The sequence below is a fragment of the Arenibaculum sp. genome, assembly GCF_035998295.1.
In the GTDB taxonomy this organism is placed as follows: domain Bacteria; phylum Pseudomonadota; class Alphaproteobacteria; order Azospirillales; family Azospirillaceae; genus DASYHS01.
Genome location: NZ_DASYHS010000076.1, coordinates 1 through 26,588 on the forward strand (window position 1 = coordinate 1; position 26,588 = coordinate 26,588).

The 26,588-nt window shown below is 72.0% G+C and carries 26 protein-coding genes; 14 read left to right on the forward strand and 12 right to left on the reverse strand.

Annotation, left to right across the window (positions count from 1 at the left end; genetic code table 11):
* Window positions 1–520, forward strand: a 520-nt coding sequence (locus tag VGO20_RS08580) for a hypothetical protein (RefSeq protein WP_327501905.1), incomplete at its 5' end; no start/stop codon positions are given.
* Between the two features lie 243 nt (window positions 521–763).
* Here the strand turns inward: VGO20_RS08580 and VGO20_RS08585 are convergent.
* The 5 genes from VGO20_RS08585 to VGO20_RS08605 all read right to left on the reverse strand — a co-directional run bounded on the left by VGO20_RS08585 (window position 764) and on the right by VGO20_RS08605 (window position 5,750).
* The gene (locus tag VGO20_RS08585; protein WP_327501906.1) at window positions 764–2,257 is read right to left on the reverse strand and encodes an ATP-binding protein; all 1,494 of its coding nucleotides are present in this window, start codon (window positions 2,255–2,257) and stop codon (window positions 764–766) included.
* A 61-nt stretch (window positions 2,258–2,318) separates the two neighbouring features.
* On the reverse strand, window positions 2,319–2,756 hold the full coding sequence (locus VGO20_RS08590) for a hypothetical protein (RefSeq protein WP_327501907.1): 438 nt from the start codon (window positions 2,754–2,756) through the stop codon (window positions 2,319–2,321).
* Window positions 2,753–3,385, reverse strand: coding sequence for a helix-turn-helix domain-containing protein (locus VGO20_RS08595; protein ID WP_327501908.1), 633 nt, complete (start codon window positions 3,383–3,385; stop codon window positions 2,753–2,755). Before VGO20_RS08595 ends, VGO20_RS08590 begins: the two co-directional genes overlap by 4 nt.
* 11 nt (window positions 3,386–3,396) lie before the next feature.
* Window positions 3,397–4,470: a CDGSH iron-sulfur domain-containing protein gene (locus VGO20_RS08600; RefSeq protein WP_327501909.1), complete on the reverse strand. Its 1,074-nt coding sequence runs from the start codon at window positions 4,468–4,470 to the stop codon at window positions 3,397–3,399.
* 20 nt (window positions 4,471–4,490) lie between these two features.
* Window positions 4,491–5,750: a kynureninase gene (locus VGO20_RS08605; RefSeq protein ID WP_327501910.1), complete on the reverse strand. Its 1,260-nt coding sequence runs from the start codon at window positions 5,748–5,750 to the stop codon at window positions 4,491–4,493.
* A 107-nt stretch (window positions 5,751–5,857) separates the two neighbouring features.
* On the opposite strand from VGO20_RS08605, the gene VGO20_RS08610 reads away from it, so the two are divergent.
* From VGO20_RS08610 to VGO20_RS08635, 6 genes are all read left to right on the forward strand, one after another.
* Window positions 5,858–7,945, forward strand: a complete 2,088-nt coding sequence (locus VGO20_RS08610; protein WP_327501911.1) for a hydantoinase/oxoprolinase family protein — start codon at window positions 5,858–5,860, stop codon at window positions 7,943–7,945.
* 25 nt (window positions 7,946–7,970) lie between these two features.
* Complete coding sequence (locus tag VGO20_RS08615) at window positions 7,971–9,635, forward strand: hydantoinase B/oxoprolinase family protein (RefSeq protein WP_327501912.1); 1,665 nt, start codon at window positions 7,971–7,973, stop codon at window positions 9,633–9,635.
* Window positions 9,636–9,795: 160 nt separating this feature from the next.
* Window positions 9,796–10,590, forward strand: coding sequence for an ABC transporter ATP-binding protein (locus VGO20_RS08620; RefSeq protein WP_327501913.1), 795 nt, complete (start codon window positions 9,796–9,798; stop codon window positions 10,588–10,590).
* Window positions 10,587–11,291 (forward strand): ABC transporter ATP-binding protein, encoded by a 705-nt coding sequence (locus VGO20_RS08625; RefSeq protein ID WP_327501914.1) that lies wholly within the window; start codon window positions 10,587–10,589, stop codon window positions 11,289–11,291. Before VGO20_RS08620 ends, VGO20_RS08625 begins: the two co-directional genes overlap by 4 nt.
* Window positions 11,292–11,295: 4 nt before the next feature.
* On the forward strand, window positions 11,296–12,186 hold the full coding sequence (locus tag VGO20_RS08630; RefSeq protein ID WP_327501915.1) for a branched-chain amino acid ABC transporter permease: 891 nt from the start codon (window positions 11,296–11,298) through the stop codon (window positions 12,184–12,186).
* Window positions 12,186–13,178, forward strand: a complete 993-nt coding sequence (locus VGO20_RS08635; protein WP_327501916.1) for a branched-chain amino acid ABC transporter permease — start codon at window positions 12,186–12,188, stop codon at window positions 13,176–13,178. The genes VGO20_RS08630 and VGO20_RS08635 overlap by 1 nt, the downstream gene beginning before the upstream one ends.
* A gap of 30 nt (window positions 13,179–13,208) precedes the next feature.
* Here VGO20_RS08635 and ypfJ read toward each other — a convergent pair whose 3' ends face one another.
* The 4 genes from ypfJ to VGO20_RS08655 form a co-directional block, all read right to left on the reverse strand.
* A complete protein-coding gene (gene ypfJ / locus VGO20_RS08640; protein ID WP_327501917.1) occupies window positions 13,209–14,114 on the reverse strand; it encodes a KPN_02809 family neutral zinc metallopeptidase in 906 nt (301 codons plus the stop codon).
* Between the two features lie 69 nt (window positions 14,115–14,183).
* Window positions 14,184–14,753 carry a hypothetical protein gene (locus VGO20_RS08645; RefSeq protein ID WP_327501918.1) on the reverse strand — a complete coding sequence of 190 codons (570 nt, stop codon included), beginning with the start codon at window positions 14,751–14,753 and terminating at the stop codon, window positions 14,184–14,186.
* An 11-nt stretch (window positions 14,754–14,764) separates the two neighbouring features.
* Complete coding sequence (locus VGO20_RS08650) at window positions 14,765–16,204, reverse strand: PQQ-dependent sugar dehydrogenase (protein WP_327501919.1); 1,440 nt, start codon at window positions 16,202–16,204, stop codon at window positions 14,765–14,767.
* A gap of 147 nt (window positions 16,205–16,351) precedes the next feature.
* Window positions 16,352–17,521 (reverse strand): ABC transporter substrate-binding protein, encoded by a 1,170-nt coding sequence (locus VGO20_RS08655; RefSeq protein WP_327501920.1) that lies wholly within the window; start codon window positions 17,519–17,521, stop codon window positions 16,352–16,354.
* Between the two features lie 304 nt (window positions 17,522–17,825).
* On the opposite strand from VGO20_RS08655, the gene VGO20_RS08660 reads away from it, so the two are divergent.
* From VGO20_RS08660 to VGO20_RS08670, 3 genes are read left to right on the forward strand one after another with little or no spacing between them, the layout of a single operon-like run.
* Window positions 17,826–18,572, forward strand: a complete 747-nt coding sequence (locus VGO20_RS08660) for an SDR family oxidoreductase (RefSeq protein ID WP_327501921.1) — start codon at window positions 17,826–17,828, stop codon at window positions 18,570–18,572.
* A 12-nt stretch (window positions 18,573–18,584) separates the two neighbouring features.
* A complete protein-coding gene (locus VGO20_RS08665) occupies window positions 18,585–18,818 on the forward strand; it encodes a hypothetical protein (protein WP_327501922.1) in 234 nt (77 codons plus the stop codon).
* A 43-nt stretch (window positions 18,819–18,861) separates the two neighbouring features.
* Complete coding sequence (locus tag VGO20_RS08670) at window positions 18,862–19,752, forward strand: hypothetical protein (protein WP_327501923.1); 891 nt, start codon at window positions 18,862–18,864, stop codon at window positions 19,750–19,752.
* Here VGO20_RS08670 and VGO20_RS08675 read toward each other — a convergent pair.
* A complete protein-coding gene (locus VGO20_RS08675) occupies window positions 19,743–20,930 on the reverse strand; it encodes an MFS transporter (protein WP_327501924.1) in 1,188 nt (395 codons plus the stop codon). The two genes, VGO20_RS08670 and VGO20_RS08675, sit on opposite strands and share 10 nt — an antisense overlap.
* A gap of 176 nt (window positions 20,931–21,106) precedes the next feature.
* On the opposite strand from VGO20_RS08675, the gene VGO20_RS08680 reads away from it, so the two are divergent.
* The 3 genes from VGO20_RS08680 to nagA are packed head-to-tail and all read left to right on the forward strand — an operon-like array spanning window position 21,107 to window position 24,182.
* Window positions 21,107–21,991: a glucosamine kinase nucleotide-binding domain-containing protein gene (locus VGO20_RS08680; RefSeq protein WP_327501925.1), complete on the forward strand. Its 885-nt coding sequence runs from the start codon at window positions 21,107–21,109 to the stop codon at window positions 21,989–21,991.
* Complete coding sequence (locus tag VGO20_RS08685; protein WP_327501926.1) at window positions 21,988–23,031, forward strand: SIS domain-containing protein; 1,044 nt, start codon at window positions 21,988–21,990, stop codon at window positions 23,029–23,031. Before VGO20_RS08680 ends, VGO20_RS08685 begins: the two co-directional genes overlap by 4 nt.
* Window positions 23,031–24,182 (forward strand): N-acetylglucosamine-6-phosphate deacetylase, encoded by a 1,152-nt coding sequence (gene nagA / locus VGO20_RS08690; RefSeq protein WP_327501927.1) that lies wholly within the window; start codon window positions 23,031–23,033, stop codon window positions 24,180–24,182. The genes VGO20_RS08685 and nagA overlap by 1 nt, the downstream gene beginning before the upstream one ends.
* On the opposite strand, the gene VGO20_RS08695 is transcribed toward nagA, so the two are convergent.
* Together VGO20_RS08695 and VGO20_RS08700 are read right to left on the reverse strand one after the other, a co-directional pair.
* Window positions 24,169–24,468: a hypothetical protein gene (locus VGO20_RS08695; protein WP_327501928.1), complete on the reverse strand. Its 300-nt coding sequence runs from the start codon at window positions 24,466–24,468 to the stop codon at window positions 24,169–24,171. The two genes, nagA and VGO20_RS08695, sit on opposite strands and share 14 nt — an antisense overlap.
* A 109-nt stretch (window positions 24,469–24,577) precedes the next feature.
* Entirely contained in the window at window positions 24,578–25,204 is a 627-nt protein-coding gene (locus VGO20_RS08700; RefSeq protein WP_327501929.1) for a sensor histidine kinase, read from the reverse strand.
* Window positions 25,205–25,594: 390 nt separating this feature from the next.
* Between VGO20_RS08700 and VGO20_RS08705 the strand changes: the two genes are divergently transcribed.
* A complete protein-coding gene (locus VGO20_RS08705; RefSeq protein ID WP_327501930.1) occupies window positions 25,595–26,569 on the forward strand; it encodes an esterase-like activity of phytase family protein in 975 nt (324 codons plus the stop codon).
* Window positions 26,570–26,588: the final 19 nt, after the last annotated feature.

A 26,588-nucleotide genomic window follows, 5' to 3' on the forward strand; every position in this document is an offset into this window, starting at 1 on the left:
GCTGTCCGCCGAGGAGGAGAACCGGCACGAGGCCCTCGTCGAGCAGATGCGCCGGCAGCACGACGAGCTGTACGGCAAGCTGGTCGAGCAGGGGCAGTTCCCCGCCGCCGCTCGCCTGCTGGCCCACCGGTGGCGCTTCGAGAAGGATGTCGGCGCCGTCCGCGCCGTGACCCGGGCCGAGCGCGAGCGCCTGCGCGAGGACCTGTGCGAGGACGTCCGGGACGAGCTGCGCGAGGAGATGCGCGGCAAGGTCCAGGCGGAACTGGTGGAGGAGCTGCGCAGGGACCTGGCCGGACTGCGCCAGGAACTGCGCGAGGAGCAGCGCCGCGAGATGCGCGCCGGGACCGGGCCGAAGACGAAGGCCGGGACCGTGACGAAACATGACATTCCCGCACGTTTCGACGCCCCGGTGCCCTCTGGTCCGCTGGCCGCCGCTCCGCAGAGCGCCGGCAGCCTGAAGGCCCGCCTGCGCGACCAGCCCCTGCCGGTCCCCACCGGCAAGCTCGCTCGCACCGGCTGACCGCGCGAAAATCCCCTCTCCCGTGCAACGGGAGAGGGAGGGGCCCGGCCAACGGCCGGGAGGGTGAGGGCGCCACCCCGCAGACCCTCACCTTCCCACCGCTACGCGGCGGGCCCCTTCCTCTCCCGCAGGCGCGGGAGAGGAGATATTCAACCGATAGCTTGTGCGGCCGGGATCGATGCGGTTCATCAGCAGGTCAGCCGACGCGACCGGTAAACGCCGTTAACCCGAGTTCGGAGCCCCTCACGCCACGTCCGAATAACCGTCCTCCGGGGCGTCGGGGTCGCCCGGCAGCGTCTCCCAGCCGAGGCCCGGCAGCTCGATGATGCGGCCGCCGCCGGTGGCGTCGCGGCAGGCGACGTAGCCGCGCTGCTCCATGAAGCTGAGCAGGCGGCGCGCGCGGCCGGACGAGCGGCTGCCGCAGGCGCGTGCGACCTCGGCGTCGGAGGGGCAGGGGTCGCCCTCGAGCGCTGCGCGCGCCAGCAGCAGGAACACCGCCTGGATGTCTTCCGGCAGGTCCGCCGCCGCGGTGACCGCGCTGTCCCAGTCGGGGCTGTGCACCGTCGCCTCGCCGACCCCGGCCCGCGCCGAGGCGAGGCGGCGGCGGAACGCCGGCAGGTCGAGCATGCGGCCGTTGAGGTTGCGGCTGCGGCAGCGGACCAGGAAGTCCTGGTAGAGCACCGCGACCGGCCGGTAGGCCGATTCGGGGTCGGCGACCACCTCGCGCAGCACGGCGTCCAGCAACGCGCCGCGGTCGGCCGGCGCGACCTCCTCGCTTGGTTCCTCGTCCGCCTCGGCGGCGCGGCGCGCCTGGGCGAGCTGCGCCATCACGTCCGCCCCGGTACCGGGCGCCGGGCGGCGCGGGGCGGGGCGGGGCGGGGGCTCAGGCTCGCCGGGGCGCAGGATCAGGCCGCGCGCGTCCTCCGGCGCCTCGGGCAGAGGCATCAGCTTCGGGCTGCCGCCGCGGGCCGCCGTCTCGACGTCGCCGACGCGCACCGGAAGCGGGCGGCGCGACAGCGCCGGGCCGAGCGCCACGAAATGCCCGCGCTCCAGGTCGCGGAACATCTCCGCCTGCTTGCGCTCCATGCCGAGCAGGTCCGACGCCCGCGCCATGTCGATGTCGAGGAAGGTGCGGCCCATCAGGAAGTTCGACGCCTCGGCGGCGACGTTCTTGGCCAGCTTGGCCAGTCGCTGGGTCGCGATCACGCCGGCCAGGCCGCGCTTGCGGCCGCGGCACATCAGGTTGGTCATGGCGCCGAGCGACGCCTTGCGCGCCTCGTCCGAGACCTCGCCGGCCGCCGACGGGGCGAAGAGCTGCGCCTCGTCGACCACGACCAGGATCGGGTACCAGTGGTCGCGCTCGGCGTCGAACAGCCCGCCCAGGAAGGCGGCGGCGTGACGCATCTGCATCTCGACGTCCAGCCCCTCCAGGTTCAGCACGACCGACACCCGGTGCTGGCGCACCCGGTCGGCGATGCGCTGGAGCCCGCCCTCGGTATGCTCGGACGCGTCGACGACGACGTGGCCGAACCGGTCGGCCAGCGTCACGAAGTCGCCCTCGGGATCGATCACAGCCTGCTGGACCCAGGGCGCGCTCTGCTCGAGCAGCCGGCGCAGCAGGTGCGACTTGCCGGAGCCGGAATTGCCCTGCACCAGCAGGCGCGTCGCCAGCAGCTCCTCCAGGTCGAGCGTCGCCGGGCGTCCGCCCGCCGTCCCCATGTCGATGCTGACCTTCATCCATCTCTCCCCTGCGCCGCCGCCACCTATACCAAAACGGGGGCCCGGGAGGACACCCGGATCAGGGGGGGCCGCCGGTCTCGATCAGCGACTTGATCAGGAACAGCTCGAACTCGTGCGAGCGGGTCAGGCGGTCCCAGCGGGCGTCCGCCATCGCCGGGTCGCGCCAGGCGAGCAGGGTCAGCACGCTTTCCCCTTCGCCGCCGCCGACATGGGGCGCCGGCACCACCCGGGCGCAGATGCGCGGCTTCAGCGCCTCGGGCGACGAGCCGAGATGATAGTCGACCAGCAGGTGCGGCCGGCTCGCCTCGATGCGGACCCAGGTCACCGAACCGTCGAAGATCGAGCGGCCCTCGACCAGCCCGTCCTCGCGCACCGTGGTCTCCCAGGTGCCGAAGGACCAGCGGTGGAGCTGGGCGGGCGAGGCCATGAAGTCGAACACCGTCCCGGCCGGGGCGGCGATGCCGATCGCATCGGCATGCATCGGCCACACGCTCATGCCCCGATCCTTCCCGTCACCGTCATCGGCCCCTCGACCGGGCCGACCACGACCAGGACGCGGGCCGGCTCCGGCCCGCCGCTCAGATAGGCATGGGCCATGCGGGCATCGAAATAGAGGCTGTCGCCGGCCTCCAGGCGCGCTGGCGCGTAGAGTTCGGAATGCAGGATCAGCACGCCGTCCAGCACGTGGACGAACTCCTCGCCGTCGTGCCGCTGCAGCCCGCCGACCTCGTCGAGGGTGCGCGCGGTCACGGTGTTGATTGCGGGATGGAGCTGCTTGCGCGCGATGTCCGCGCACAGGATCTCGGACACGTAGCGCGCGGTGTGCGCCCGCACCCCCTCGCCGGCGCGGCACACCGAGCGCAGGCCCGGCCGGATCGCGACCGCGTCGTCGCGGAAGAAGTCCGCCATGTCGGCGCCCAGCTCGCGCGCCAGCGTGAACAGGTTGTGGGCGCTGACGTTCGCGAGGTCGTTCTCGATGCGGGACATCGTCGCTTCCGAGACGCCGATCCTGGAGGCCAGATAGGCCAGGGTCAGCCCCTGGGCCTTGCGCAGCCGCGCGATCCGCGCCCCGATGGCCGGCGCCGTCGCCTGGGTGGTCGTGTCCGAGGAGTGGGGTCCGGGCACTCGATTGCCGCCTAGTAATTGATGGAAGGGTTGTCGCCGGGATAGATGACGCCGGCCAGCATCATCCCGCCCGGGTCCGTGCACTGGAGCGAATGCAGCTCCTTGCGCGGCAGGAAGATCACGTCCCCGGTCCGCACCGGGGTCCGGAGCCCCGAGGTCCACATCATCCCGTGGCCGCGCAGCACGACCAGCGATTCCTCGTAGAGGTGGCGGTGGGGTGCCGCCTTGGACAGGGGCACCTCGCCGATGAACTGCGTCGCCAGCTCCGAGCCGACGGAGCGGTCGACAAGCATCTGGAAGAAGCGGTCGGCCATGTTCTGCCGACGCGCCGGGTCGAGCGGGACCGCGCGCTCGGGGAAGCGCTCGTCGAAATCGGCCGGCATGCCGGCCGGGAACTCCGGCCCCTCTGCCAGCGGGCAGACGGCGGCGTAGACGACGAGGCCGGCGCCTTCCAGGCGGAACGCCTCGCCGGGGCGCACGTAGCCGCCCGTGCCGGGTGCCAGGTCGAAGGACCGCGTCCCGATCGCGAGGCGGCCCTCGCCGGCCGAGCACAGCAGGACGACGTGCCTTTCGGGAAAGCGCAGCGCCGGCCCGGTCCCGGCCTCGAGGCGGAACAGGAAATAGGACTGGTGGAGCGCCCCGTCCTCGCGGCCGAGGATGCGCGCATAGGCAAGCCCGTCCCGGCGTTCCAGCGCCAGGCCCTCCACCGAGCACACGAAGCAGCCGCCGTCCAGCCGCGCCTTGCCGTCGGGGCCGGGGCCCACCTCGGGGATGGCGCGGTTGGCGGGGCTGTCGGGGTCGTCCAGCTCGTAGTCGCCGCGCAGGTTGTTGTGGCTGCCGTCGCAGAACGGCTTCGTCGCGCTGTGCTTGCAGCCGCAGAACAGCACCTCCTCGCCCTCGGTCGTCGCGGTGTGGAAGACCGGGCGGAACGCCGTGCCCCTGTGGGAACCGTCGCAGAAAGGCTGCTTCTTACTGAGCCCGCAGGCGCACCAGGCATAGGTGCGGCCCTTCGTCAGCTCCATGTAGTAGGGCTTGTAGCGCGGGATCGCTGCCAGGGCGGGGGCCTGCGTCTCTTCTTCGGCCATGCTCGCTGCTTCCTCGTCGCTCAGACCGAGACCTTCTTGAACCGCGGGTCGCGCCACCGTTCCTCGGCGAGGATGGCGCGCAGGCGCTGGACCGCGTCCCAGACGTCGACATGGGACAGGTACAGCGCGCCGATGCCGAAGCGGATCGAATCCGGCTTGCGGAACGAGCCTACGACGCGGGCTTCCAGCAGCGCCTCGACGATGCTGCCGGCGCCGGGATGGCGGAACGAGATGTGGCCGCCGCGCCGCGCGTGCTCGCGCGGGGAGTTCAGCTCGACCCCGAAGGTCCCGCATTCCTGGTCGAGCAGCCGGATCAGCAGGTCGCCGAGCGAGCGGTGCTTCGCCTCCATCAGCGCCGGGTCGACGTCGCGCCAGATCTCGGAAGCGGCATGCAGCACCTCGTCCGCGATCACCGCGGGCGTCCCCGTGAGCTGGCGGACGATCCCGGTCGCCGGCTGGTAGCGCTCGGCGAAGGCGAACACGTCGCCATGGCCCATCCAGCCGGCGATCAGGGGCCAGGACGCGTTCTGATGGCGGGGATGGATCCATACCAGCGACGGCGCGCCCGGCCCGCCGCACAGGTATTTGTAGCCGCAGCACACCGCGAAGTCGGCCCCGTCGCCCATCAGGTCGACCCGGACGGCGCCCGCGGCGTGCGACAGGTCCCACACCGTCAGCGCCCCGACCTCGCGCGCCCGGGCGCTGGTGCGCGCCATGTCCCAGCGCTCGGAGCTGCGGTAGTCGACCAGGCTGAGGCTGACCGCGGCCACGCTCTCGTCGAGCCGGTCCAGCAGCTCCTCGCGGCTGTCGGCGAGCACCAGCTCGAACCCCTCGCCGATGAAGCGGCCCAGCCCCTCGGCGATGTAGATGTCGGTCGGGAAGTTGGACCGCTCCGTCAGGATGCGGAACCGGCCGTGCGGCCGGGCGGCCCAGGCGGCGGCCAGCACCTTGAGCAGGTTGACCGAGGTGTTGTCGCAGGCGATCACGTCCTCGGGCGCCGCCCCCAGCAGATGCGCGAAGTTCGCGCCGATCTGGCGCGGGCGCTCCAGCCAAGGGTAGCCGTTCCAGCCCTGGCGGCGCGCCTGCATCCATTGCTGCTCGAAGAAGGCGGCCATGCGCTCGGGGACCGTCGCCGGCATCGCGCCGACGGAGTTCGCGTCGAAATAGATGCGCCCCGAACCGTCGCTGGCGAAGCGCTGCCGGAAATCGCGCAGCGGGTCGGCCGCGTCGAGCGCCTCGCACATGGCGCGGGTTGCCGGTCCGTCGACGCGGGTATCCATCCGATCCTCCCCTTCCGTTTCCGCGAGACTATCGTGACTGAAGCATTCTTGCAAGTTTGCAAGAAACCTGCATATGGTCATGCTCGTACGGGAACGAGAGCGGGACGATGCCGGCCTCCACCAACACCACACGCCTCGCCGTGGACATCGGCGGCACCTTCACCGACGTCGTCCTGGAGACGCCCGCGCGCACCCACACGACCAAGGTGCTGACGACGCCGCGCGCGCCGGAACTGGGCGTGATGGACGGGATCGGCGTCGTCCTCGCCGAGGCGGGGCTGGATGCGCGCGCGATCGACGTCGTGATCCACGGCACGACGCTGGCGACCAATGCGCTGATCGAGCGCAAGGGCGCCCGCACCGCCTTCGTCACGACCGAGGGCTTCCGCGACGTCCTGGAGATGGGCTTCGAGAAGCGCTACGCGCAGTACGACCTAGCGATGGAGATGCCGCCGCCCCTCGTGCCGCGCCCGCTGCGCTTCGCGGTGCCGGGCCGGGTCGTCGCCGGGGGCGGGACGCTGGTGCCGCTGGACGCGGATGCCGTGCGCTCGGTCGGCGCCGCCCTGCGGCGGGCGGAGGTCGAGGCGGTGGCGGTCGGCTTCCTCCACGCCTACGCGCATCCGGAGATGGAGCGCGAGGCGGCGGCCATCCTGGCCGAGGCGCTGCCGGACGCGACCGTGTGCCTGTCCGGGGAGGTCTGCCCGGAACTGCGGGAGTACGAGCGCTTCTCGACCACGGTCGCCAACGCCTATGTCCGGCCGCTGATGTCGGGCTACCTGCACCGGCTGCGCGGCCTGCTCGATCGCGAGGGGCTCGCGGCGCCGCTGTACCTGATGATGTCCGGCGGCGGGCTGACGACGCTGGAGCAGGCGGCCCGGTTCCCGATCCGCCTCGTCGAGTCGGGTCCGGCCGGCGGCGCGATCCTGGCGGCCCGGCTCGCGGCGCAATGCGGGTTCGACCGGGTGCTCTCCTACGACATGGGCGGCACGACCGCGAAGATCTGCCTGATCGACGACGGACGCCCGCAGCGCAGCCGCACCTTCGAGATCGCGCGCATCTACCGCGACATGAAGGGCAGCGGCCTGCCGGTCCGCATCCCCGTGATCGAGATGGTGGAGATCGGGGCCGGCGGCGGCTCGATCGCGCGGGTCGACGCGCTCGGCCGGATCACCGTCGGCCCGGACAGCGCCGGGTCCGAGCCGGGGCCGGCCAGCTACGGCCGCGGCGGCGCGCGGCCGACGGTCACGGACGCCAACCTGGACCTGGGCAAGCTCGACGCGGAAGGGTTCGCGGGCGGGCGCATCCGGCTGGACGCGGCCGCGGCCCGGGCGGCGCTGGCGCGCGACGTCGGATCGCCGCTGGGCCTGGACGCCCATTGGCCCGCCGTCGGCGTCGTCGAGATGGTCGAGGAGAACATGGCGAACGCCGCCCGTGTGCACGCGATCGAGCGCGGCCGCGACGTCACGTCCTACACCATGATCGCGTTCGGCGGCGCCGCACCGCTGCACGCCGCGCGGCTGGCGGAGAAGCTGGGCATCCGCCGCGTCCTGGTCCCGGTCGGGGCGGGCGTCGGCTCGGCGATCGGCTTCCTGGCCGCGCCGATCGCCTACGAGGTCGTGCGGAGCTTCCGCCGGACGCTGTCGGACCTGCCGGTCGGCGAGGCCAACCGCCTCGTGGACGCGATGGCCGACGAAGCGCGCGCCGTGGTCCGCCGGGGTGCTGGCGACGCGCCGCTGACGGAGGAGCGCAAGGTCGAGCTGCGCTACCGCGGCCAGGGCCACGAACTGGTCGTCGACCTGCCGGGCCGTCCGCTGGACGACGGCGACCGCGCCCTGCTGCGCGCGGCCTTCGAGGAGCGCTATCGCCGCGTCTACGGGCTGGTCCTGCCGGACATCGAGGTGGAGGCCGTCTCGTGGTCGGTCACGGTCTCGACGCGGCCCGCGGAGGTCGAGCCCGTCGCCGATCCCGGCCCGCGCCGCCGCGCCGAACCGGCGGCGAGCCGTCCGGCCTACGACGCCTCGCTCGGCCGCATGGTCGAGCACGCCGTGCACGAGCGCACGGCGCTGTCGCCGGGCGACCGGCTGGACGGTCCGGCGGTGATCGTCGAGGCGGAGACCGCGACCATGGTCCCGGCCGGCTTCACCGCCCGCCTCCATCCCGCCGGGCACATCCTGCTCGAACGCAACGGCGCCTGACGCCCCATCTGCGGAGACGGTCCCCGTGCAGCCCGAAGCCCTTGCCGCCATCCATCGCCAGGTCATGTGGAACCGCCTCGTCGCGGTCGTGGAGGAGCAGGCGCAGGCCCTGCTCCGGGCCGCCTTCGGCGCCGTGACGCGCGAGGCGGGCGACCTGTCGGCCGGCGTCTACGCGCCCGACGGCCGCATGATCGCCCAGGCCGTGACCGGCACGCCCGGCCACGTCAACACCATGGCGCTCGCGGTCGCCCACTTCCTGGACCGCTTCCCGGCCGCGACCATGCGTCCGGGCGACGTCTTCCTCGGCAACGATCCCTGGCTCGGCACCGGCCACCTGTTCGACTTCGTGGTCGTGACGCCGGCCTTCCGCGACGACCGGCTGGTGGCGCTGTTCGCCTCGACCTGCCACGTCGTCGACGTCGGCGGCCGGGGCTTCACGGCGGACGCGACCTCGGTGTTCGAGGAGGGCACCTTGATCCCGCACATGCGGGTGCGCGACGCGAAGGGGCTGAACGAGGACCTGCTGGCGATCATCTGCGCCAACAGCCGCAACCCCGTCGAGGTGCGCGGCGACCTGCTGTCGCTGGTGTCGAGCAACGACACCGGCGTGCGCCGGCTCGCCGACATGATGGACGAGTTCGCGATCGAGGAGCTGGGCCCGCTCGCGGACTTCATCCTGTCCAGCTCCGAGGCGGCGACCAGGGCCGCGATCCGCGAGGTGCCGAACGGCGTCTACGAGTGCGAGATGACGCTCGACGGCTACGAGGCGCCGATCGTGCTGCGGGCGCGCATGACGGTCGAGGACGAGCGCATCGTCCTTGACTATGCCGGCAGCTCGCCGGCGTCGCGCTACGGCATCAACTCGCCCAAATGCTACACCGACGCCTATACGGCGTTCGGGCTGAAATGCGTCGTCGCCCCGGAGGTGCCGAACAACGCCGGCTCGCTGGGCTGCTTCGTGATCGAGGCCGAGCCCGGCTCCTGCGTCGCGCCGGAACGGCCGAGCCCGGTCACCGCGCGCCACGTGATCGGCCAGATGCTGCCCGACGTCGCCTTCGGCTGCCTCGCCCGGGCGCTGCCCGGCCGCGTCCCGGCCGAGAGCGCCGGGTCGATCTGGGTGCTGGCCATGTCGGGGCAGGGGCCGGGGCAGGGGGCGGGGCAGGGCGGGCCGGCCGGCCGCTTCAACGTGATGAACGTGGGCCTGGGCGGTGTCGGCGCGCGGCCGGGCAAGGACGGGCTGGCGACGACCGCGTTCCCGAGCGGGGTCGGCGCGATCCCGGTCGAGGTCACCGAGAACGAGGCGCCGCTCGTGTTCTGGCGAAAGGAGCTGCTGCCCGATTCGGGCGGCCCCGGCGCGGTGCGGGGCGGCCTCGGCCAAGTGATCGAGATCGGCGCCATCGGCGACCGGCCGTTCTCGATCTCGGCCGCGACGTTCGACCGGATGCGCAATCCCGCGCGCGGGCGCGACGGCGGTGGATCGGGCAGGGTGGGGGCTGCGCATCTGGCATCGGGCACCCGCTTCACCGGCAAGACCGTCTACGTGGTCCCGGCCGGCGACCGCCTCGTGCTGGAACTGCCGGGCGGCGGCGGGCTCGGCGACCCGGCGGCGCGCGACCCGGCCGCGATCGCCGCCGACCTGGAGGCCGGCTACGTCACCGCGGAAGGAGCGCGGCGCGACTACGGCGGATGAGGGGACATTGCGCCGGTCGGGCGAAACGTTTTAGGTTTCAAATAATAATCACGGCCCGTTCCAATGTGGCCGACGGACAGGGGGTAACGACACTGGTTGGACCGATCACCGGGCGGCTGCGATCCGCCCCGACGGGACGCGCTCATCCGGGCGCCGTCCCATGAGCGCGCCGATGATCCGGGTCGAGGGCGTCTCGAAGTCCTTCGGCGGGCTGAAGGCCGTCGACCGCTGCACCCTGGAGGTCGCGCGGGGGTCGGTCACCGGGCTGATCGGCCCCAACGGCGCCGGCAAGTCGACGCTGTTCAACGTCATCGCCGGCCTGATCCGCCCGACCAAGGGCCGCATCCTGCTCGACGGCGAGGACGTGACCGGTCAGGCGCCGCACCGGCTGTTCGCGCGCGGGCTGCTGCGCACCTTCCAGATCGCGCACGAGTTCTCGCGCATGACCGTGCTGGAGAACCTGATGGTCGTCCCGCCGGGCCAGACCGGCGAGAACCTCGTGGCCTCCTGGCTGCAGGGTGCGCGCATCCGGCGCGAGGAGGCGGAGATCCGCCGCCGGGCGGAGGAGGTGCTGGAGATCCTGCGCCTGGGTGCGCTGCGCCACGAACTGGCGGGCAACCTGTCGGGCGGGCAGAAGAAGCTGCTGGAGCTCGGCCGCACCATGATGACCGACGCGCGGGTCGTGCTGCTGGACGAGATCGGCGCCGGCGTGAACCGGACCCTGCTCGGCGAGCTGGCCGGCCACATCGAGCGGCTGAACCGCGACCACGGCTACACCTTCTTCGTGATCGAGCACGACATGGACCTGATTGCCCGGCTGTGCGACCCGGTGATCGTGATGGCGGAGGGCACGGTGCTGACCAGCGGGACCATGGCGGAGATCCGCCGGAACGAGGCGGTGCTGGAGGCCTATCTCGGCCGTGGCGCCGCCCGGACCGCGGAGGTGGGGTCATGAGCCTGCTGGCGGCGGAGGGAATGGTCGGCGGCTATGGCGGGATGGACATCCTGAAGGGCGTCGACCTGGCGGTGGAGCCGGGCGAGATCGTGGTCGTCGTCGGCCCGAACGGGGCCGGCAAGTCGACGGCGATGAAGGCGGTGTTCGGGTTGGTCCGCCTGCGCGCGGGCAAGGTCCGCTTCGAGGGCCAGGACGTCACCAACCGCGCCCCGGACCGGCTGGTCGGCCTCGGCATGGCGTTCGTGCCGCAGGAGCGCAACGTGTTCGCGAACCTGTCCGTCCACGAGAACCTGGAGATGGGCGCCTTCGCGCGGCGCGGCCCGCTCGGCCCGGCACTCGACCGGGTCTACGCGATCTTCCCGCCGCTGGCGGAGAAGCGGCGCCAGCCCGCGGGCGAGCTGTCGGGCGGCCAGCGCCAGATGGTCGCGATCGGCAGGGCGCTGATGGCCGAGCCGCGGCTGCTGATGCTGGACGAGCCGACCGCGGGCCTGTCGCCGCGATACATGGACGAGATCCTGGATCGTGTCGTCGCCATCAACGCGACCGGCGTCGGCGTACTGATGGTGGAGCAGAACGCGCGCCAGGCGCTCGCGGTCGCCCATCGCGGCTACGTCCTGGCGACGGGGGCCAACCGCTTCACCGGCACCGGCGCCGAACTGCTGGGCGACCGTGAGGTCGCCGTGAGCTTCCTGGGGGGATGAGGCGGTGCTGGAATTCGTCAACTTCTACCTCGTTCCCGGGCTGGTGCTGGGCTGCATCTACGCGCTGGGGGCGATCGGCGTCTCGCTGCTGTTCGGCATCCTGCGCTTCGCCCATTTCGCCCATGGCGACCTGATGACCTTCGCAGCCTACGTGACCTTGAGCGTGGTGACCGGGCTCGGCGTGTCGGTGGTGGCCGCACTTCCCTTCGCGATCTGCGCCGCCGCGGTCCTGGCGCTCGGGATCGACCGGGCGTTCTACCGGCCGTTCCGCGACAAGCCCGCGATCATCATGGTGATCGCCTCCTTCGGCGTCGCGCTGATGCTGCGCTCGGCCGTCCAGTTCTTCTGGGGGCCGGAGATCCTGTCCTTCCAGACCGGCATCCAGCGCCCGCTCGTCTTCTTCGACGCGCTGCGCGTGGCGGAGCGCCACATCGTCATCATCGGCGTCACGGTGCTGCTGGTGACGGGCCTGCACCTGTTCCTGACCCGCACGCGCATGGGCAAGGCGATGCGGGCGACCAGCGACGACCCCGATCTCGCGCGCGTCACCGGCATCGACACCGAGCGGGTGGTGCGCTGGACCTGGGTGTTCGGCGCCGGACTGGCGGCGGCGGCGGGCGTCTTCCTCGGCCTCGACACGCAGCTCACGCCCAACATGGGCTGGGACCTGCTGCTGCCGGTGTTCGCGGCGGCCGTGCTGGGCGGCATCGGCCGGCCCTACGGGGCGATCGCGGGCGGGCTGGTGATCGGGCTGGCGGAGGAGCTGTCCTCGTATCCCTGGATCACCGACGCGCCGCTGCTGTCGCCCGGCTACAAGACGGCGGTCGCCTTCGCGATCATGGTGGCGATGCTGATCTGGCGCCCCACCGGCCTGTTCCGCGGGAGGGTCTTCTGATGGGCGACGCGTACGGCCTCTCGATGTATCTCGTCGGCCTGCTGACGATGGGCGGGATCTATGGGGTGCTGGCCCTCGGCCTCAACGTGCATTGGGGCTTCACCGGCCTGTTCAACGCCGGCATCGCCGGCTTCTTCGCGATCGGCGCCTACGCCTCGGCGCTCGCGACCTCGGCGCCGTCACCCGACCATGTCGGCGGCTTCGGCCTGCCAATCCCGGTCGGCCTCGCCTGCGCCATGGTCTTCTCCGGCGCCGTCGCCTGGGCGGTCGGGCGGATCTGCCTGCGCCTGCGCAGCGACTATCTCGCGATCGCGACGATCGGCATCGCCGAGATCCTGCGCCTTGTCCTGAAGAACGAGGCGTGGCTGACGAACGGCAGCCGCGGCATCTCCAACATCCCGCGCCCGTTCGAGGATCTGGGCCTGCCCTGGGCGCAGATCGCCTTCCTCGGGGTCGTGCTGGCGATCCTGGGGGCCGTCTACCTGCTGCTGGAGCGCGGCTGGCGCGCGCCCTGGGGCCGGGTGATGCGCGCGATCCGCGAGAACGACCGCGCGGCCGAGGCTTCGGGCAAGGACGTGGTGCGCCTGCGCCTGGAGGCGTTCGTGATCGGCTCGATGATCATGGGCCTCGGCGGGGCGCTGATGGCCCATAGCTTCAAGTATATCGGCCCCCAGGCGACCGAGCCGCTGATGACGACCTTCCTGGTCTGGGTGATGCTGATCGTGGGCGGCAGCGCCAACAACCGCGGCGCGATCTTGGGCGCGATGGTGATCTGGGCGATCTGGTCGGCGACGGAGCTGTTCACCGCACGCCTGCCGCCGGACTGGGCGGTGCGGGCCGCCTATGTGCGGGTCTTCATGGTCGGGCTGCTGCTCCAGGTCGTGCTGCAGCGCTTCGCCCGCGGACTGCTGCCCGAGCGCCCGCCGACGCCGGCCGGTGAGGAGAAGGCGCCGGCGGAGAGGCGCGACCTGAAGCCCCTTTCCCAGAGGTAGAGGGCAGGGTGCGCGTCGCGGGGAGCCGCCCTACTGGAACGTGTCGCAGGCTTCCATCTCGCCGGTCTCGTAGCCGCGGCTGAACCAGGAGACCCGCTGCTCGGATGAGCCGTGGGTGAAGCTCTCCTCGACCACCGCGCCGCCGGCCCGGCGCTGCAGGCGGTCGTCGCCGATCGCGGCGGCGGCGTTCAGCGCCTCCTCGATGTCCCCGGGCTCGAGCACGCCCAGCTCGGTCTCGGCGAAATGGGCCCAGATGCCGGCCAGGCAGTCGGCCTGCAGCTCGAGGCGGACCGAGAGTGCGTTGCCTTCGGCCTGCGACAGGCGGGCGCGTTCCGCCTGGACCCGTCCGCTAATGCCGAGCAGGTTCTGGATATGGTGCCCGACCTCATGGGCGACGACGTAGGCCTGGGCGAAGTCGCCGGGCGCGCCCAGGCGCGAGCGCAGGTCGCGGTAGAAGCCCAGGTCGATGTACACCCGCTCGTCGGCGGGACAGTAGAACGGGCCGACCGAGGCGCCGGCATGCCCGCAGCCCGAGCGCACGGCGTCGGTGAACAGCACCAGCATCGGTTCCCTGTATTGTGCCTGCCGTTCCTGGAACTCGCGGCTCCAGACGTCCTCGGTGTCGGCCAGCACGACCGAGACGAAGCCGGCCAGCTCGTCGTCGGGGCGCCCGGTCTGGCGCAGGCCGGCATCGGTCCCCGGCTCCTCGTAGCCGGCCTCGTACCCGCCCGTGCCGTCGAGCACGCCCAGCAGCATGCGCGGATCGATGCCGAAGATCAGCCCGACCACGACCACCACCAGGATGCCGCCGATGCCGAGCCCGCCGCGGGCACCGCCCATCCGGAAGCCCGCCGGCATCCGCCCGCCGCGCGAGCCGCCCCCCACGCCGCGCCGGTCGACCACGTTGTCGCTCTGCCGCCTGCCACGCCACCGCATCCCGGCTCCTCCTTCGCCCTGCGGAGAACACGCGCGGGGCGGGATCGGTGCCGTCGGCCCCGGGCGGAACTAGAGCTTTTCGCGGTACAGGATGGCCATGCTCGCCATCTCCAGCATCAGTTCCTGCAGGACCAGATGCTGGGTGGACTTCTCCATGACGACCGGGAAGGCCGCGTCGCGCAGGCCGTGGATGCCGAGCGCCAGCCCCAGCTGCTCGGCCACGGCGAAGGCGCCCATGGCGTCCATGTTGGCGATCACCATCTGGCGCAGATCCCGCCAGGGACCGGCCGCCCCGCCTGCGAGACCTTCCAGGTCGGCGACGACCTCGTGCGCCTTGCCCATCAGCACGCCCATGGCCTGCCGGCCGGTGCCGGGCTGGCGGCCGATGTGGCGGAACAGGTCGCCGGCCGCCTGCTCGTGCCTTCGGGCGGTGTCCAGTATCTCCGAGAGGTAGAGGTGGAGGTTCGGCTTCTCGACGCCCGGCAGGGTATCCTCGACCAGCTTGCGGAAGGCGGTCTGGGTGGTCACCACCGCGTTCAGCCATGCCTCCACCCGGTCGAGCTGCGTCTCCCAGGCCTTCGGGTCCAGCTCCATCAGAATGGGGCCGGTGGTCGGGGCGCCGGTATCCGTCGCGCTCATCTTCCCCTCCCTCACTGCTTGGTGATGCGCCAGAGCACGCCCGTATGGGCATAGGCGACGACGTAGCTGTCCGATGCGGTATTGTTGCCGAAGTCCAGCACGTACAGGCTTTTCCCATCGGGGCTAAAGCGGCAGTCCACCGGCCGTTCCAGTCCGCCGTTGCCCGCCGCGGCCGAGGCGGGGCCCTGGTGGCGGTTGTGCATGAACGGCACGTGCCGCTTGGCCTTCAGGTCCACCCGCACGACCTGGAAGCCCCGGCGCAGGTGCTCGGGCCTGGGCGAGTTGAGCGGGGCGTAGGTGCCGAACTGGCAGACGAACAGCTCGCCCTTGTGGCCGAACGCGTCGGAGGCGCAGAAATCCAGCTTGCCGAGGCCGGTGTGCGGCTCGAAGAGGTACGCCGCGGGACCGGCCCAGGGCGGATGCTCCTCCAGCAGCGGCGTCGGCGGGGCGCCGCGCTGAGGCACGTGGCTGTCGTCCCAGACCGGCAGCCCGTCGGCGCACAGGTCGGGATAGCCGTACCAGTCGGGCGTGCCGACGGAACCATGGGGCTGGCGGGCGTTGCGGATGTGCCAGATGCGGTCGGGGTCCTCCGCGATGGCGCGGTCGCCCTTCTCCTCGAAATCGTTGTCGCTGGCATAGAGTTCTCCCTCCGGGCTGAAGGCGAGGCCGAAGGGATTGCGGATGCCCCAGGCCAGCAGCTCCGGGTCGCGGCCGTCCGGCCGGGCCCTCATGACGCAGGTGTTGCAGAAGGTCTGGCCCTTGACGACCTCGCCCTTGCGCGCCGGCGTGCCGAAGGGGCGGAAGGGACCCGTCTGGACGTAGTAGGGGTAAGGTGTCCGCGGGTCGCGGCCCCAGACGTTGTTGCCCGACAGCTTCACGTCCTGGCCCGGCACGTCGTGGACGTGGGGGTGCTTGGCGAGGTCCACGGTGTAGCCGGCCGGCATGACCGTGCCGTTGAGCCCGACCGAGCCCTGCCCGAAATACATCAGCCCGTCATGGGGGCCGAAGAGCGGCCCGCCCGGTTCGTGCCAGCCGCCGCTGGGCACCTTGTCGATCACGACCTCGCGGTCGCCCGTCTTCAGGTCATGGCGGGCGACGCGCATGTAGTAGCCGCCCTTTATGGATACGTAGAGCTTGCCGTCGCGCCAGGCGAGGCCGCGGGGGCCGCCCAGCTGCTCCACCGCCACCAGCTCCGGCAGGCCGCCTGGCGCCATCTTCCAGATGCGGGGCGGCATGTAGGGGCGGGTCGGCCAGGTGCTGCCGCCCTCGGCGAAGAACAGCGTCCCGTCGTCGCTGAAGCACAGGGCGGTCGGGAAGGAGAGGCCGACCACCAGCGCTTCGACGGTGTAGCCGTCCGGGACGACCACGTCGGCAGGGTCCACCCGGGAGCGCACGGGCGTGGGGAGGTTGCGGATCGCGCTCTGCGAGACGCGGACGACACCGTTCTGCATGGCGACCCCTCCGGTTCCGGCGTGATCTGCGCGTCGATGCACAAACAAACGCCGCCGAAGCGGTTGGTTCCCGGCCGGGAGGGCGGGTGCTGGATGAAGGCCGCGCCGCCGCCCGCATCGGCGGGAAACGGCGCGGCCAAGGCGGCGTCAGTCGATGATGCGGGTTTCCTTGAACGAGCCGTTCTCGACGACGTATTCGCCGATCACGCCCTCGACATCGCCGTTCTCATCGAAGTCGTGGGGGCCGGAAGCGCCGTTGTAGTCGATGTCCTGGCCGGCGGCGATCAGCTCGCGCGCCTTCTCCCACTCGCCGGGCTCGATCAGGACGCCGGGCGGATTGGAGACGGCGCGCACCGCGTCGCGGATCGCCGTGCGGTCGGTCGAGCCCGCCTTCTGGATCGCGAGGGCGGCCAGCATCACCGCGTCGTAGGTCTGGGCGATGAAGTACTTCTCGGCCGTCGACTCGTGCTTGGCGATGTAGTTCGTCTCGAACTTCTGCTTGGCGGTGGTGTCGGGCGGCGAGGTCGGCGAGGTGAACACGGCCGTCTTCAGGTTCTCCTCCCCGATCTCGTCGATCAGGGTCTCGTCGCGCATGCCGTCGGTGCCGAGGAAGGTATCGAAGAAGCCGTTCTCCAGCGCCTGGCGGACGATGGTGACGCCGCTCTCGCCCGCATAGGCGATCAGCACCAGCGCCTGCGGGTCGCCTGAGGCCAGGGTCGCCAGCTCCGAGCGGTAGGAGTTCTTCTTCGGCTCGTGCACCTGGTCGGCGGTGATCTCCCCGCCCATCTCGGTGAAGGCCTCGCGGAAGGTGTTGGCGATGCCCACGCCGTAGTCGTTGTTCGCGTAGGTGAGCGCCACGCGCTCGTAGCCCTTGTCGCGGACCAGCTTCGCCAGGATCCTGCCCTGGTAGTCGTCGCCGGGGACGATGCGGTAGACGTAGTCGTCGTCCTTCAGCGTCGTCATCTCCGGCGAGGTCGCGGTCGGCGAGATCTGCACGACCTTGTTCGGGATCGCGACGCTGCTGGCCGCCGCGACCGCAGCGCCGCTGGTCAGCGCGCCGACCAGCACCGGGACGTTGTCGACGTTGACGAGCTTGGTCGCGGCGTCGACCGCGCCCTGCGCGACGCCCTGGGTGTCGCCGATCACGAGGCGGAGCTGCTGGCCGTCCAGCACGCCGCCGGCGGCGTTGACCTCGTCGATCGCGAGCTGCGCCGCGTCCACGATCGGCGGCATGAAGTTTGCGATCGGCCCGGTCATGCCGAACAGCGCGCCGATCTTCACCTCCTGCTGCGCCGCGGCCGGGCTGGCTGCGGCCATGCCCGCCACCGCACCGGCCACCAAAGCCCCGCGCAGTCCAAACCCGGAGACTTTCCCGGAAACTTTCATCGTCGACGACTCCCCGTTCTCGGCGTCGGAAGGAGGAGGGAGGCAGGAGGTGACGCGATCCCGCGCGGGTGCATTCCTCTCCGGACAGCTCCGCCTGTTGCCGCGCCTTACTATTTTAGACTTAAAACGATCCGGCATTTCCCGGGACCTGTCAAGGCGGCGGTTCCGGCGTTCCCTTTCGTGGCGAAGCGGCGTATGCCGGAGGGGACGGGTTCCAGGACCAGGGAGGGAATGCATGACCGGGACAGTGATCGTGACCGGCGGCGGGCGCGGCATCGGGGCGGCGGCGGCACGGCTGGCGGCCGGGCGGGGGCATCCGGTCGCGGTCAACTATCAAGGCAATGCGGAGGCGGCCGAGGCGGTCGCGGCCGGCATCCGGGCCGAAGGCGGCCACGCGGTCGCGATCCGGGCCGACGTGTCGCGGCAGGACGAGGTCGCCGCCCTGTTCGACCGGGCCGTCGCGGAACTCGGCCCGCTGTCGGGGCTGGTCAACAGCGCCGGCGTCGTCGGGCCCTACGGCCGGCTGGACGAGGTCCCGGCGGAGGAGCTGGCCCGTGTCGTCGAGGTCAACCTGATGGGCACGCTGCTGTGCTGCCGCGAGGCGGTCCGCCGCCTGTCGACGCGCCATGGCGGGCCGGGCGGGGCGATCGTCAACCTGTCGTCGCGGGCATCCGTCCTCGGCTCGCCGAACGAGTTCGTCACCTATGCGGCCAGCAAGGGGGCGGTCGACAGCCTCACCCTCGGCCTCGCCCGCGAGGTCGCGAGCGAGGGCGTGCGCATCAACGCGGTCCGGCCCGGACTGATCGATACCGACATCCAGGAGATCCCCGGCTTCGGCAACCGCCTGGACACGCTGCGCGCCGCGCCGCCGATCGGCCGGCCCGGTACGGCCGAGGAGGTGGCGCGGACGGTGGTCTGGCTGCTGTCGGAGGAAGCCTCCTACGTGACGGGCGCGCTGCTCGACGTGTCGGGCGGCCGGTAGGGAGGGGGAAGCATGGCAGGCAAGGACCTGACGCAGTTCGTGGACTGGACGAAGGCGAAGCCCGAGCCCGGCGGCGTCTCGGTCGCCGAGGTGACGGTCGGCCTTCGGCTGCGGCGCGACGGCCGGATCGACCTGTTCGCGAACGCCGACGCGGTTGCCCGGGCCGACGAGATCCCGGATTTCCTGGAGGAGGTGGCGCGCGTGCTGCGCGAGAACCTGCGCGCGGGCAAGGCCCGGACCTCCTGAGCGGCATCCGGAGTTCCCCCTTTCGTCCTGGAGTCGCGTTCCCATGCCGGTCCGCCTTTACGCCGCGTGCTGCGCCACGGCCTTCATCCTTCTCTGCGTGCCCGCCGTGGCGGACGACGCCTGCACCCGCGTCCGCGCGGCGGCGGAGGCGGGACTGGACGCGGCGCTCGGCTTTCGCGAGCGCGCGCCCGGCCCGCTCGTGACCGTGGCCGAAGGCGACCTGCGACCGTCGCGCTGCCTGCTCCAGCTTCGTGCGACCGGCAACGAGCTGGAGCGGGTGGGCATGGAGGGGTTCGCGCACATGGCCTCGGCGTTGCGCGACGCCTTGATCGGCATCGGCTTCGCCGACACCGGGCGCACCCAGCGCCTGATCGCCGACGGGCCGCGCGGCACCGTCGATGCGCTGGAACGGGACGGGCTGATCTGCCGAACGACGGTCGGCGTGCAGGCGCTGCCCCCCGGCCGGCTCGACGCCGATGTCCATGGCGGCGGCTTGGCACCGTGGGAGCGGGGCTATGCCGTCGACATCGAATGCTTCGACGCCGCCGGCGGGACCGCTCCGCGCTTCGAGGACTACGAGCCGTTCGAGATCGTGGCGCCGGAGGCCGTGGCCCCGAACCTCGCCAGCCACCCGGAGGCGCGCCGCTTCCGCACCATGATCCGCCGGGGCGCCGAGCGGGGCGCTGCGTTCGCCGGCCATCTCGCGGTCGCCGAGTGGGGCTGCGGCACCGGGTGCCGGCAATACGCCTTCGTCGACGCGCGCAACGGACGCGTCCACTGGGGGCCGGTGGCGAGCCATGGCGCGGCGTTCCGCCGGGACAGCCGCCTCTTCGTCGTCAACCCGCCGGAGAACCTGCCGCCGGAAGCGCCGCGGGAAGCGACGCGCTACCATGTCTGGGACGGCGAGGCGCTGCGGCCGCTCGATCAGCCCTGAGCCGCGGCCGGCCGGGCCAGCTTCGTGCGGACGAAGGCGCCGAGCAGCAGCAGCCCGAGCCCGGCGCCCGCGAACAGCGCCCCGTAGCGGCCGGCGGTCGCGATCACGCCGCCGGTCGCGATCCCGGCCGCCTGCCCGGTGAACAGGAAGCTCGCGAAGACGGAGACCGCGATGCCGCGTGTCGCCGGCGCCATCTGCGTCGCCAGGGTCTGGAGCGTGTTGTGGAACATGTAGAAGCCGAGGCCGCACAGCGCGACCGCCACCGGCAGCACCGCCATGGGCAGGTCGAGCGCCAGCCCGCCGAGGCCGAGCGCGAGCGCGGCACCGCCCGCGGGCACCATGCCGCGCTGCCCGAGGCGGCGGACCAGCCCCGCGGCGATCATGGTGTAGGCAAGCGCCCCCAGCCCGAAGCAGCCCAGCAGGAGACCGATTTTCCCGTAGCTCAGCCCTTCCTCCAGCCGGAGGAAGGCGCCGAGGAAGGTGAAGCTGCCGTAGAACAGGAAGCCCTCGACGAACACCGCGCCGAGGACGAGCCGGACATGGGCCGAGCGGGCGAGCCCGCCATAGGCCGAGGCCAGGGTGGCGAGCGAGGGAGGCGTCGGCGGCGGGCCACGCCTGCGGGCGGACCGCAGTTCCACCGCGAGCAGGGCGGCGACGGCGAGGTAGAGCGCGCCCAGCCCCAGGAACACGCCGCGCCAGCCGACCAGCTCGCCGGCGATGCCGCCGACGGCCTGCCCCGCCATCACGCCCAGGATCTGCCCGGACATGAAGCGGGCGAGCATCGCCTGGCGCCGGTCATAGGGAACGATGTCGCCGATATGGGCCATGGCCAGAGGAATGATGGCCCCGGCCGTGCAGGCCGCGAGGAAGCGCAGCAGCCCCAACGTCCAAAGATCGCCCGCGAAGGCCGCGGCACCGGTGCCGAGCGCCGAGAGCAGCGTCGTCACGGCGACGACCGAGTACTTGCCGAACCGGTCGCCCATCGGCCCATAGACGAACTGCGACAGCCCATAGGCGAGCGTGTAGCCGGTCGCGATCACCGAGGCGTCGGCAACCGTTGCGCCGAACTCCTCCGCAAGCTGGGGCAGCAGCGGATCGGCCACGCGCAGCGTCGCTCCGGAGACGAAGGCGGCGGCGCTCAGCAGGGCGATGGCGCGGATGGGGGCGGCGTCGGTCATGCGGTCCGTGGTTCGAGCCCGCCCTTCTATCCCGGCCGGCATGCGCGTACCAGCGCACGCCCCGCAATGCAGCCGAGCGCACCCGACAGCACCAGATGAAAACCAGTTCCGTGATTGGACCTCAATTGGTAGGGTGCAGGCGAAATGTCCGACCGGGGAAAGGTGGCGGCCGATCCATGCAGCCAGACTTCTACATTGGCGTCGACGGCGGCGGCACGCGGTGTCGGGCGCGCCTGCGGGACGCCGCGGGGCGGTGCCTCGGCGAGGGTATGGCCGGGCCGGCCAATCCGCGAAAGGACGCGCGCTCGGCGCGGGAGGAGATCCTGCACGCCTGCGCCGCGGCGCTGACCGCGGCCGGCCTCCCGGAGGACGCGCTGGGAAGGGCCGCCGCGGGTCTGGGCCTGGCAGGGGTCGGGCAGGAGGCCGGCCGGGCGGCGGTACTGGCCCTCGGCTTTCCGTTCGCGCGTCTGGCGCTCGACACGGATGCCTATGCCGCCTGTCTCGGCGCCCACGGGGGCGGCGACGGCGCGGTCATGATCGTCGGCACGGGATCCTGCGGCCTGGCGCTGGTCGGCGGCCGGCGCACCCATGTCGGCGGCTGGGGGTTCGAGGTCTCCGACGACGGCAGCGGCGCCTGGATCGGCCAGCATGCCGTCCGCCGCTCGCTGTGGGCCCATGACGGGCTGGCGCCGGAGACCGGCCTGACCCGTGCGGTGATGGCCCGCTTCGGCGGCGATCCCGACGCGGTGGTGGCCTGGGCAGGGAGCGCGCGGCCTGCCGACCACGCCGCCTTCGCCGCCCTTGTCGTCGAGGAGGCGGGCAGGGGCGACCCGCTGGCCGTCGCACTGATGGAGGAGGCCGCCGGGCACGTGTCGTGCGCGATCGGGCGGCTGGCCGAGCTCGGCGCCCCGGCGGTCGCCCTGGTCGGCGGGCTGGCGGGACCGCTGCGGCCCTGGCTGCCGGCCGAGGCGCGGAGCCTGTTGTGCGAGCCGCGGGCCGACGCGGTGGACGGCGCGATCCTGATGGTTGCGCGGATGCTCGAAGGGGAGGATCGTCGATGACAGCGCTGCCCGAGCCGGGAGCGACCCTGATGGCCCGAGAGGCGGCCGAGACGCCGGAGGTGGTCGTGGCCCAGGCCGCCGCCAATGCGGATGCCTGCCGGGAACTGGCGGCGCGCCTGCGCCGGGAGCCGCCGCGCTTCGTCGTCACCTGCGCGCGCGGAAGCTCCGACCATGCGGCCACCTACGCCAAGCACCTGTTCGAACTCAACCTCGGCGTCGTGACCGCCTCGGTCGGCCCCTCGATCGCCTCGGTGTACCGCCGGCCGCTGAACCTGCGGGGCGCCCTGTTCCTCGCCATCTCCCAGTCCGGGCGCAGCCCCGACCTGCTGCGCTTCGCCGAGGCCGCGCGCGAGGCCGGCGCTCTGACGGTGGCGGTCGTCAACGACGCCGAGTCGCCGCTCGCGGCCGCCTGCGAGACCCGGCTGCCGCTTCGGGCCGGGCCGGAACGGAGCGTCGCCGCCACCAAGACCTGCCTCGCGACGATGACCGCCGTGCTCCAGCTCACGGCCCACTGGGCGGAGGACCTCGTGCTGCACGCGGCCCTTGCCGACCTGCCGGACCAGCTCACGCGGGCCCGCGCGCTGGACTGGAGCGCGGCGCAGGAGACGCTGGCCGCGGCGCCGGACACCTACGTCGTCGGGCGCGGCTACGGGCTCGCGGCGGCGCAGGAAGCCGCGCTGAAGCTGAAGGAGACCGCGCGCATGCACGCCGAGTCCTACAGCGCGGCCGAGCTGATGCACGGGCCGCTGGCCCTGATCGGCAAGGGTTTCCCGGTCCTGGTGCTGAGCCAGGACGACGAGACCCGGGCGAGCGTGGCGGACGCGACCCGCCGGCTCGAGGAGCGCGGCGCCACGGTGTTCGCGGCCGAGCCGGACCGGGTGTCCTCGCGCCCGCTGCCGGTGGTCGGGGGCATTCACCCGGCGACCGCGCCGATCACGCTGCTGCAGAGCTTCTACGGACTGGCAGAGCGGGTGGCGCTCGCGCGCGGGCTCGATCCCGACAAGCCGCCCCATCTGCGCAAAGTGACGGAGACGCTGTGATGGCCCGAGCGCTGGCCGGTGCCCGCATCTTCACGGGTGAGACGATCCTGGAGGGCCATGCCGCCGTCGTCGAGGACGGGCGCATTCTCGCCGTCCTGCCGCAGGCCGCCGCCGCCGGTCTGCCGACGCGGCATCTCGATCCGGGATGCCTGCTGGCGCCGGGCTTCATCGACGTCCAGGTCAACGGCGGCGGCGGGGTGCTGCTGAACGACCGGCCCGACGTCGAGGCGATCCGCGCGATCGGCGCCGCGCATCGCCGATTCGGCACGACGGGCTTTCTGCCGACGCTGATCACCGACACGCGCGAGCGGATGACGGCGGCGATCGAGGCCGTGCGCGCGGCCCGTGCCGAGGGCGTTCCCGGGGTCCTCGGCCTCCATCTGGAAGGGCCGTTCCTCAATGCCGAGCGCAAGGGCGTGCACGATCCGGCGCTGATCCGGGCCATGGAGGAGGAGGACGTCGCCCTGATCGCCGGCGCCGCCGGTCTCGGGCGGGTCCTGGTGACCCTCGCCCCGGAGGCGGTGCCCGATGCCGTGATCGCGCGGCTGGCCGGGGCCGGAGTGATCGTCGCGGCCGGCCATACGGCGGCCGGCTACGAGCGGGTCCGCTCCGCGCTCGCCCACGGGCTGACCGGTTTCACGCATCTGTTCAATGCGATGACGCCGCAGACCGGGCGGGCGCCGGGGGTCGTCGGCGCCGCCCTCGACGATGCCGGGAGCTGGTGCGGCCTGATCGCCGACCTCCACCACGTCCACCCCGCGACCTTGAGAGTGGCGATCGCCGCCAAGCGCCGCGGGCGCATGATGCTCGTGACCGACGCGATGCCGACCGTCGGCGTCGACGCCGACCGGTTCGATCTGCTCGGCCGCACGGTGCGCCGGTCGGACGGCAGGCTGACGACGGACGATGGCACGCTGGCGGGCTCCGACCTCGACATGGCGACGGCGGTGCGCAACTGCGTCGATCATCTCGGCCTGCCGGTCGAGGAGGCGCTGCGGATGGCGTCCCTGTACCCGGCCGGCTTCCTCGGCCTTGACGGGGAACTCGGCAGCATCGCGCCGGGCCGACGGGCGGACCTCGTGCTGCTGGACGCGGGCCTGAGCGTCGTCGAGACCTGGATCGGCGGCGTTTCCTCGGCTACTGGAGCCTGAAGCCGCCCGATCCCGACAGGCGGCGAATCATCTCCATGTCCTCGCCCTCGCGCCCGGTCCGGGCAAGCGGAAGGCCGAGGCGCGCGGCCTCCTCGAAGATGCCCTGGACGACCCGTCGCCGCATCCGGCGACGGAGCACGGCTTCGATCCGGTCCCCGTCCTCCAGCGCTTCGGCTTCCGTCTCGATCAGTCGGTCGTAGGCGGCCAGCAGCTCGGGAAGGCCGACGCGGTCGTCGACGCCATCCGCCTCCACGCCCGCTTCCCGGTTCTCGGCATCATGTTCCATGGGGAAGACAATATCGCAAACCGCGGCCAATGCAATCCTGCGCATGTATGCGCAATGCATTCCCGCACACGTATGCCCACCGCGATCCCGTACGCGCATGCGCGGGGCATCAGGCCTGGAAGCGCACCTTCACGACCTGGAAAGCGCCCTCGGGCGTGCTGGTGAAGGTGCCGCCGAGTTGCCCGGCCAGGGCCTCGGCCAGCATGACGGCCGCGTCGATATCCGCGTCGAAGCCCGGCGGCAGACCACGGCCGTTGTCGGAGACGGTGAGTTCGGCGCACTCGGCGTCGATGCGCCTGAGATCGACGAGGACCTTTCCCTGCTCGGGGAAGGCGTGGCGCAACGCGGTCGTCAGCAACTCGTTCAGGATCAGGCCGAGCGGCACGGCGAGCGACAGCCCGCCGACGATCTCCTCCGTCTCGACCTCCACCGTGACCTGGGAGGCGCCCGGCACCGTGGCGCAGGTCGTGGTCGCCAGTTCCTTCAGGTACCGGCCGAGGTCGACGCGGGTCTCCCCCGACTCGTGGAGATGGCGGTAGGCGATCGCCAGCGCCTCGATCCGCTGGAGCGTCTGGTCGTAGGCGGCACGCGCATCGGGGTCGCGGATGCGGCCGGTCTGCAGCTTCAACAGGCTGATGACGAGTTGGAGGCTGTTCTTGGCGCGGTGCTGCAACTCCCGCAGCGCGGCCTCCTTCTCGCGAAGGGCCTGCTCCAACTCGCGGGTTTGGTCGTTCATGGTTCGGGCCGAAGCCATCATGAAAGGCTGTGCTCCTGCAACGGCCACCGAATAACGCCAAGCCGTGCATGTCGGTTGCCCGCATCCGGTCGGACATATTCCGATGCCGGAGGCGACGCCGGGAAGAGTCTTACCGCAGAGTCCGCACAGCATAAACACGATTTCAGGCTTAGGTATTTGGAGATCCGAAATATTGAGCCAAATCCTCCGAATTTGCACGCGCCGTCACTTCCGTAGAAAGGGCGAGGTAGGACACTAACGTTCGTTGTAGTCCCGGCAGGGCTTACGGGGGATGCCCGGCGCGTCATGGCCGCACGATTCCGACGAGCCGGCCCGCCCTCCGTCCTTCTTCGCTTGCGTACCGCCTTCGATTTGGCGTGAATCCCGCCCATGATCAGATCCGCATTCCGGCGCCTGCCGATCCTGCTGACCGGAGCCCTTCTCGCGGCCTGCCTGCGTGCCGACGCGGGTGGCGGGTCCGTCCGCCTGCCCCTCGATTCCGGGCAGTCGGAAGTGCTGCGGGTGGGCGCACTCGAATACCGCGGCGGCGTCGTGCTGAGTTCAGGCACTTCCGGGTTCGGCGGGCTGTCCGGCCTTGCGGTGGCGCCCGACGGCGGCCGCATGTGGGCGGTCACCGACCGCGGCGCCCTGGTGACCGCGAACCTCGCCTACGACCGGGGCGGGCTGCTGTCCGAAGCGCGCTCGATCGCGGTGCGCCCTCTGATCGACTCGGACGGCAAGCCCACCGAGGGCAGCCGCAGCGACTCCGAGGACCTGACCCGCCTGCCCGGCGGCGACTGGGTCGCCGCCTTCGAGCGCTGGCACCGGATTTCGCTGTATCCCGGCGGCGAGGAGGGGCCGGTGGGCATCCCGACCACCCTGCGCCGTCCCCCCGGCCTGCGCGAGGAAGCGCCGGGCAACGCCGGCATAGAGGCGCTGGCGGCCTTGCCCGACGGGCGCCTGTTCGCGATCGAGGAGGGGCGGGAGGACAGGGCCGGCTCCCATCGTGCCTGGATCGGCGGTGCCGACGGGTGGACGCAGGCGACCTACCGCGGCCAGGCGCCCTACCGGCCGACCGGTGCCACGGCGCTGCCGAACGGCGACGTGCTGGTCCTGGAGCGCCGGGCGTCGTTCCTGGGCGGGTTCGGGGCGCGCATCGTGCGCGTGCCGTCCGGCGCCCTCGCCTCGACCGTGATCGAGGGCGAGGAACTCGCCCGTATCGAGCAGCCCCTGGAGGTCGACAACTTCGAGGGCATCGCGGCGGCGCCGGCGGACGGCGGCGGCTGGAACGTCTACGTCGTCAGCGACGACAATTTCTGGGCGCTCCAGCGCACGCTGCTGATGATGTTCCACCTGCCGGGCTGAAGGCTCCCGGGCCAAGCGG

Excerpts from the sequence above, each read along its gene's own strand:
- VGO20_RS08585 (WP_327501906.1), bottom strand. The coding sequence starts at position 2,257 with ATGAAGGTCAGCATCGACATGGGGACGGCGGGCGGACGCCCGGCGACG.
- VGO20_RS08620 (WP_327501913.1), top strand. The coding sequence starts at position 9,796 with ATGAGCGCGCCGATGATCCGGGTCGAGGGCGTCTCGAAGTCCTTCGGC.
- VGO20_RS08605 (WP_327501910.1), bottom strand. The coding sequence starts at position 5,750 with ATGGATACCCGCGTCGACGGACCGGCAACCCGCGCCATGTGCGAGGCG.
- nagA (WP_327501927.1), top strand. The coding sequence starts at position 23,031 with ATGGCCCGAGCGCTGGCCGGTGCCCGCATCTTCACGGGTGAGACGATC.
- VGO20_RS08610 (WP_327501911.1), top strand. The coding sequence starts at position 5,858 with ATGCCGGCCTCCACCAACACCACACGCCTCGCCGTGGACATCGGCGGC.
- VGO20_RS08665 (WP_327501922.1), top strand. The coding sequence starts at position 18,585 with ATGGCAGGCAAGGACCTGACGCAGTTCGTGGACTGGACGAAGGCGAAG.
- VGO20_RS08600 (WP_327501909.1), bottom strand. The coding sequence starts at position 4,470 with ATGGCCGAAGAAGAGACGCAGGCCCCCGCCCTGGCAGCGATCCCGCGC.
- VGO20_RS08670 (WP_327501923.1), top strand. The coding sequence starts at position 18,862 with ATGCCGGTCCGCCTTTACGCCGCGTGCTGCGCCACGGCCTTCATCCTT.
- VGO20_RS08685 (WP_327501926.1), top strand. The coding sequence starts at position 21,988 with ATGACAGCGCTGCCCGAGCCGGGAGCGACCCTGATGGCCCGAGAGGCG.
- VGO20_RS08645 (WP_327501918.1), bottom strand. The coding sequence starts at position 14,753 with ATGAGCGCGACGGATACCGGCGCCCCGACCACCGGCCCCATTCTGATG.
- VGO20_RS08655 (WP_327501920.1), bottom strand. The coding sequence starts at position 17,521 with ATGGCCGCAGCCAGCCCGGCCGCGGCGCAGCAGGAGGTGAAGATCGGC.
- VGO20_RS08675 (WP_327501924.1), bottom strand. The coding sequence starts at position 20,930 with ATGACCGACGCCGCCCCCATCCGCGCCATCGCCCTGCTGAGCGCCGCC.
- VGO20_RS08705 (WP_327501930.1), top strand. The coding sequence starts at position 25,595 with ATGATCAGATCCGCATTCCGGCGCCTGCCGATCCTGCTGACCGGAGCC.
- VGO20_RS08625 (WP_327501914.1), top strand. The coding sequence starts at position 10,587 with ATGAGCCTGCTGGCGGCGGAGGGAATGGTCGGCGGCTATGGCGGGATG.
- VGO20_RS08650 (WP_327501919.1), bottom strand. The coding sequence starts at position 16,204 with ATGCAGAACGGTGTCGTCCGCGTCTCGCAGAGCGCGATCCGCAACCTC.
- VGO20_RS08695 (WP_327501928.1), bottom strand. The coding sequence starts at position 24,468 with ATGGAACATGATGCCGAGAACCGGGAAGCGGGCGTGGAGGCGGATGGC.
- VGO20_RS08635 (WP_327501916.1), top strand. The coding sequence starts at position 12,186 with ATGGGCGACGCGTACGGCCTCTCGATGTATCTCGTCGGCCTGCTGACG.
- VGO20_RS08700 (WP_327501929.1), bottom strand. The coding sequence starts at position 25,204 with ATGAACGACCAAACCCGCGAGTTGGAGCAGGCCCTTCGCGAGAAGGAG.
- ypfJ (WP_327501917.1), bottom strand. The coding sequence starts at position 14,114 with ATGCGGTGGCGTGGCAGGCGGCAGAGCGACAACGTGGTCGACCGGCGC.
- VGO20_RS08680 (WP_327501925.1), top strand. The coding sequence starts at position 21,107 with ATGCAGCCAGACTTCTACATTGGCGTCGACGGCGGCGGCACGCGGTGT.
- VGO20_RS08590 (WP_327501907.1), bottom strand. The coding sequence starts at position 2,756 with ATGAGCGTGTGGCCGATGCATGCCGATGCGATCGGCATCGCCGCCCCG.
- VGO20_RS08660 (WP_327501921.1), top strand. The coding sequence starts at position 17,826 with ATGACCGGGACAGTGATCGTGACCGGCGGCGGGCGCGGCATCGGGGCG.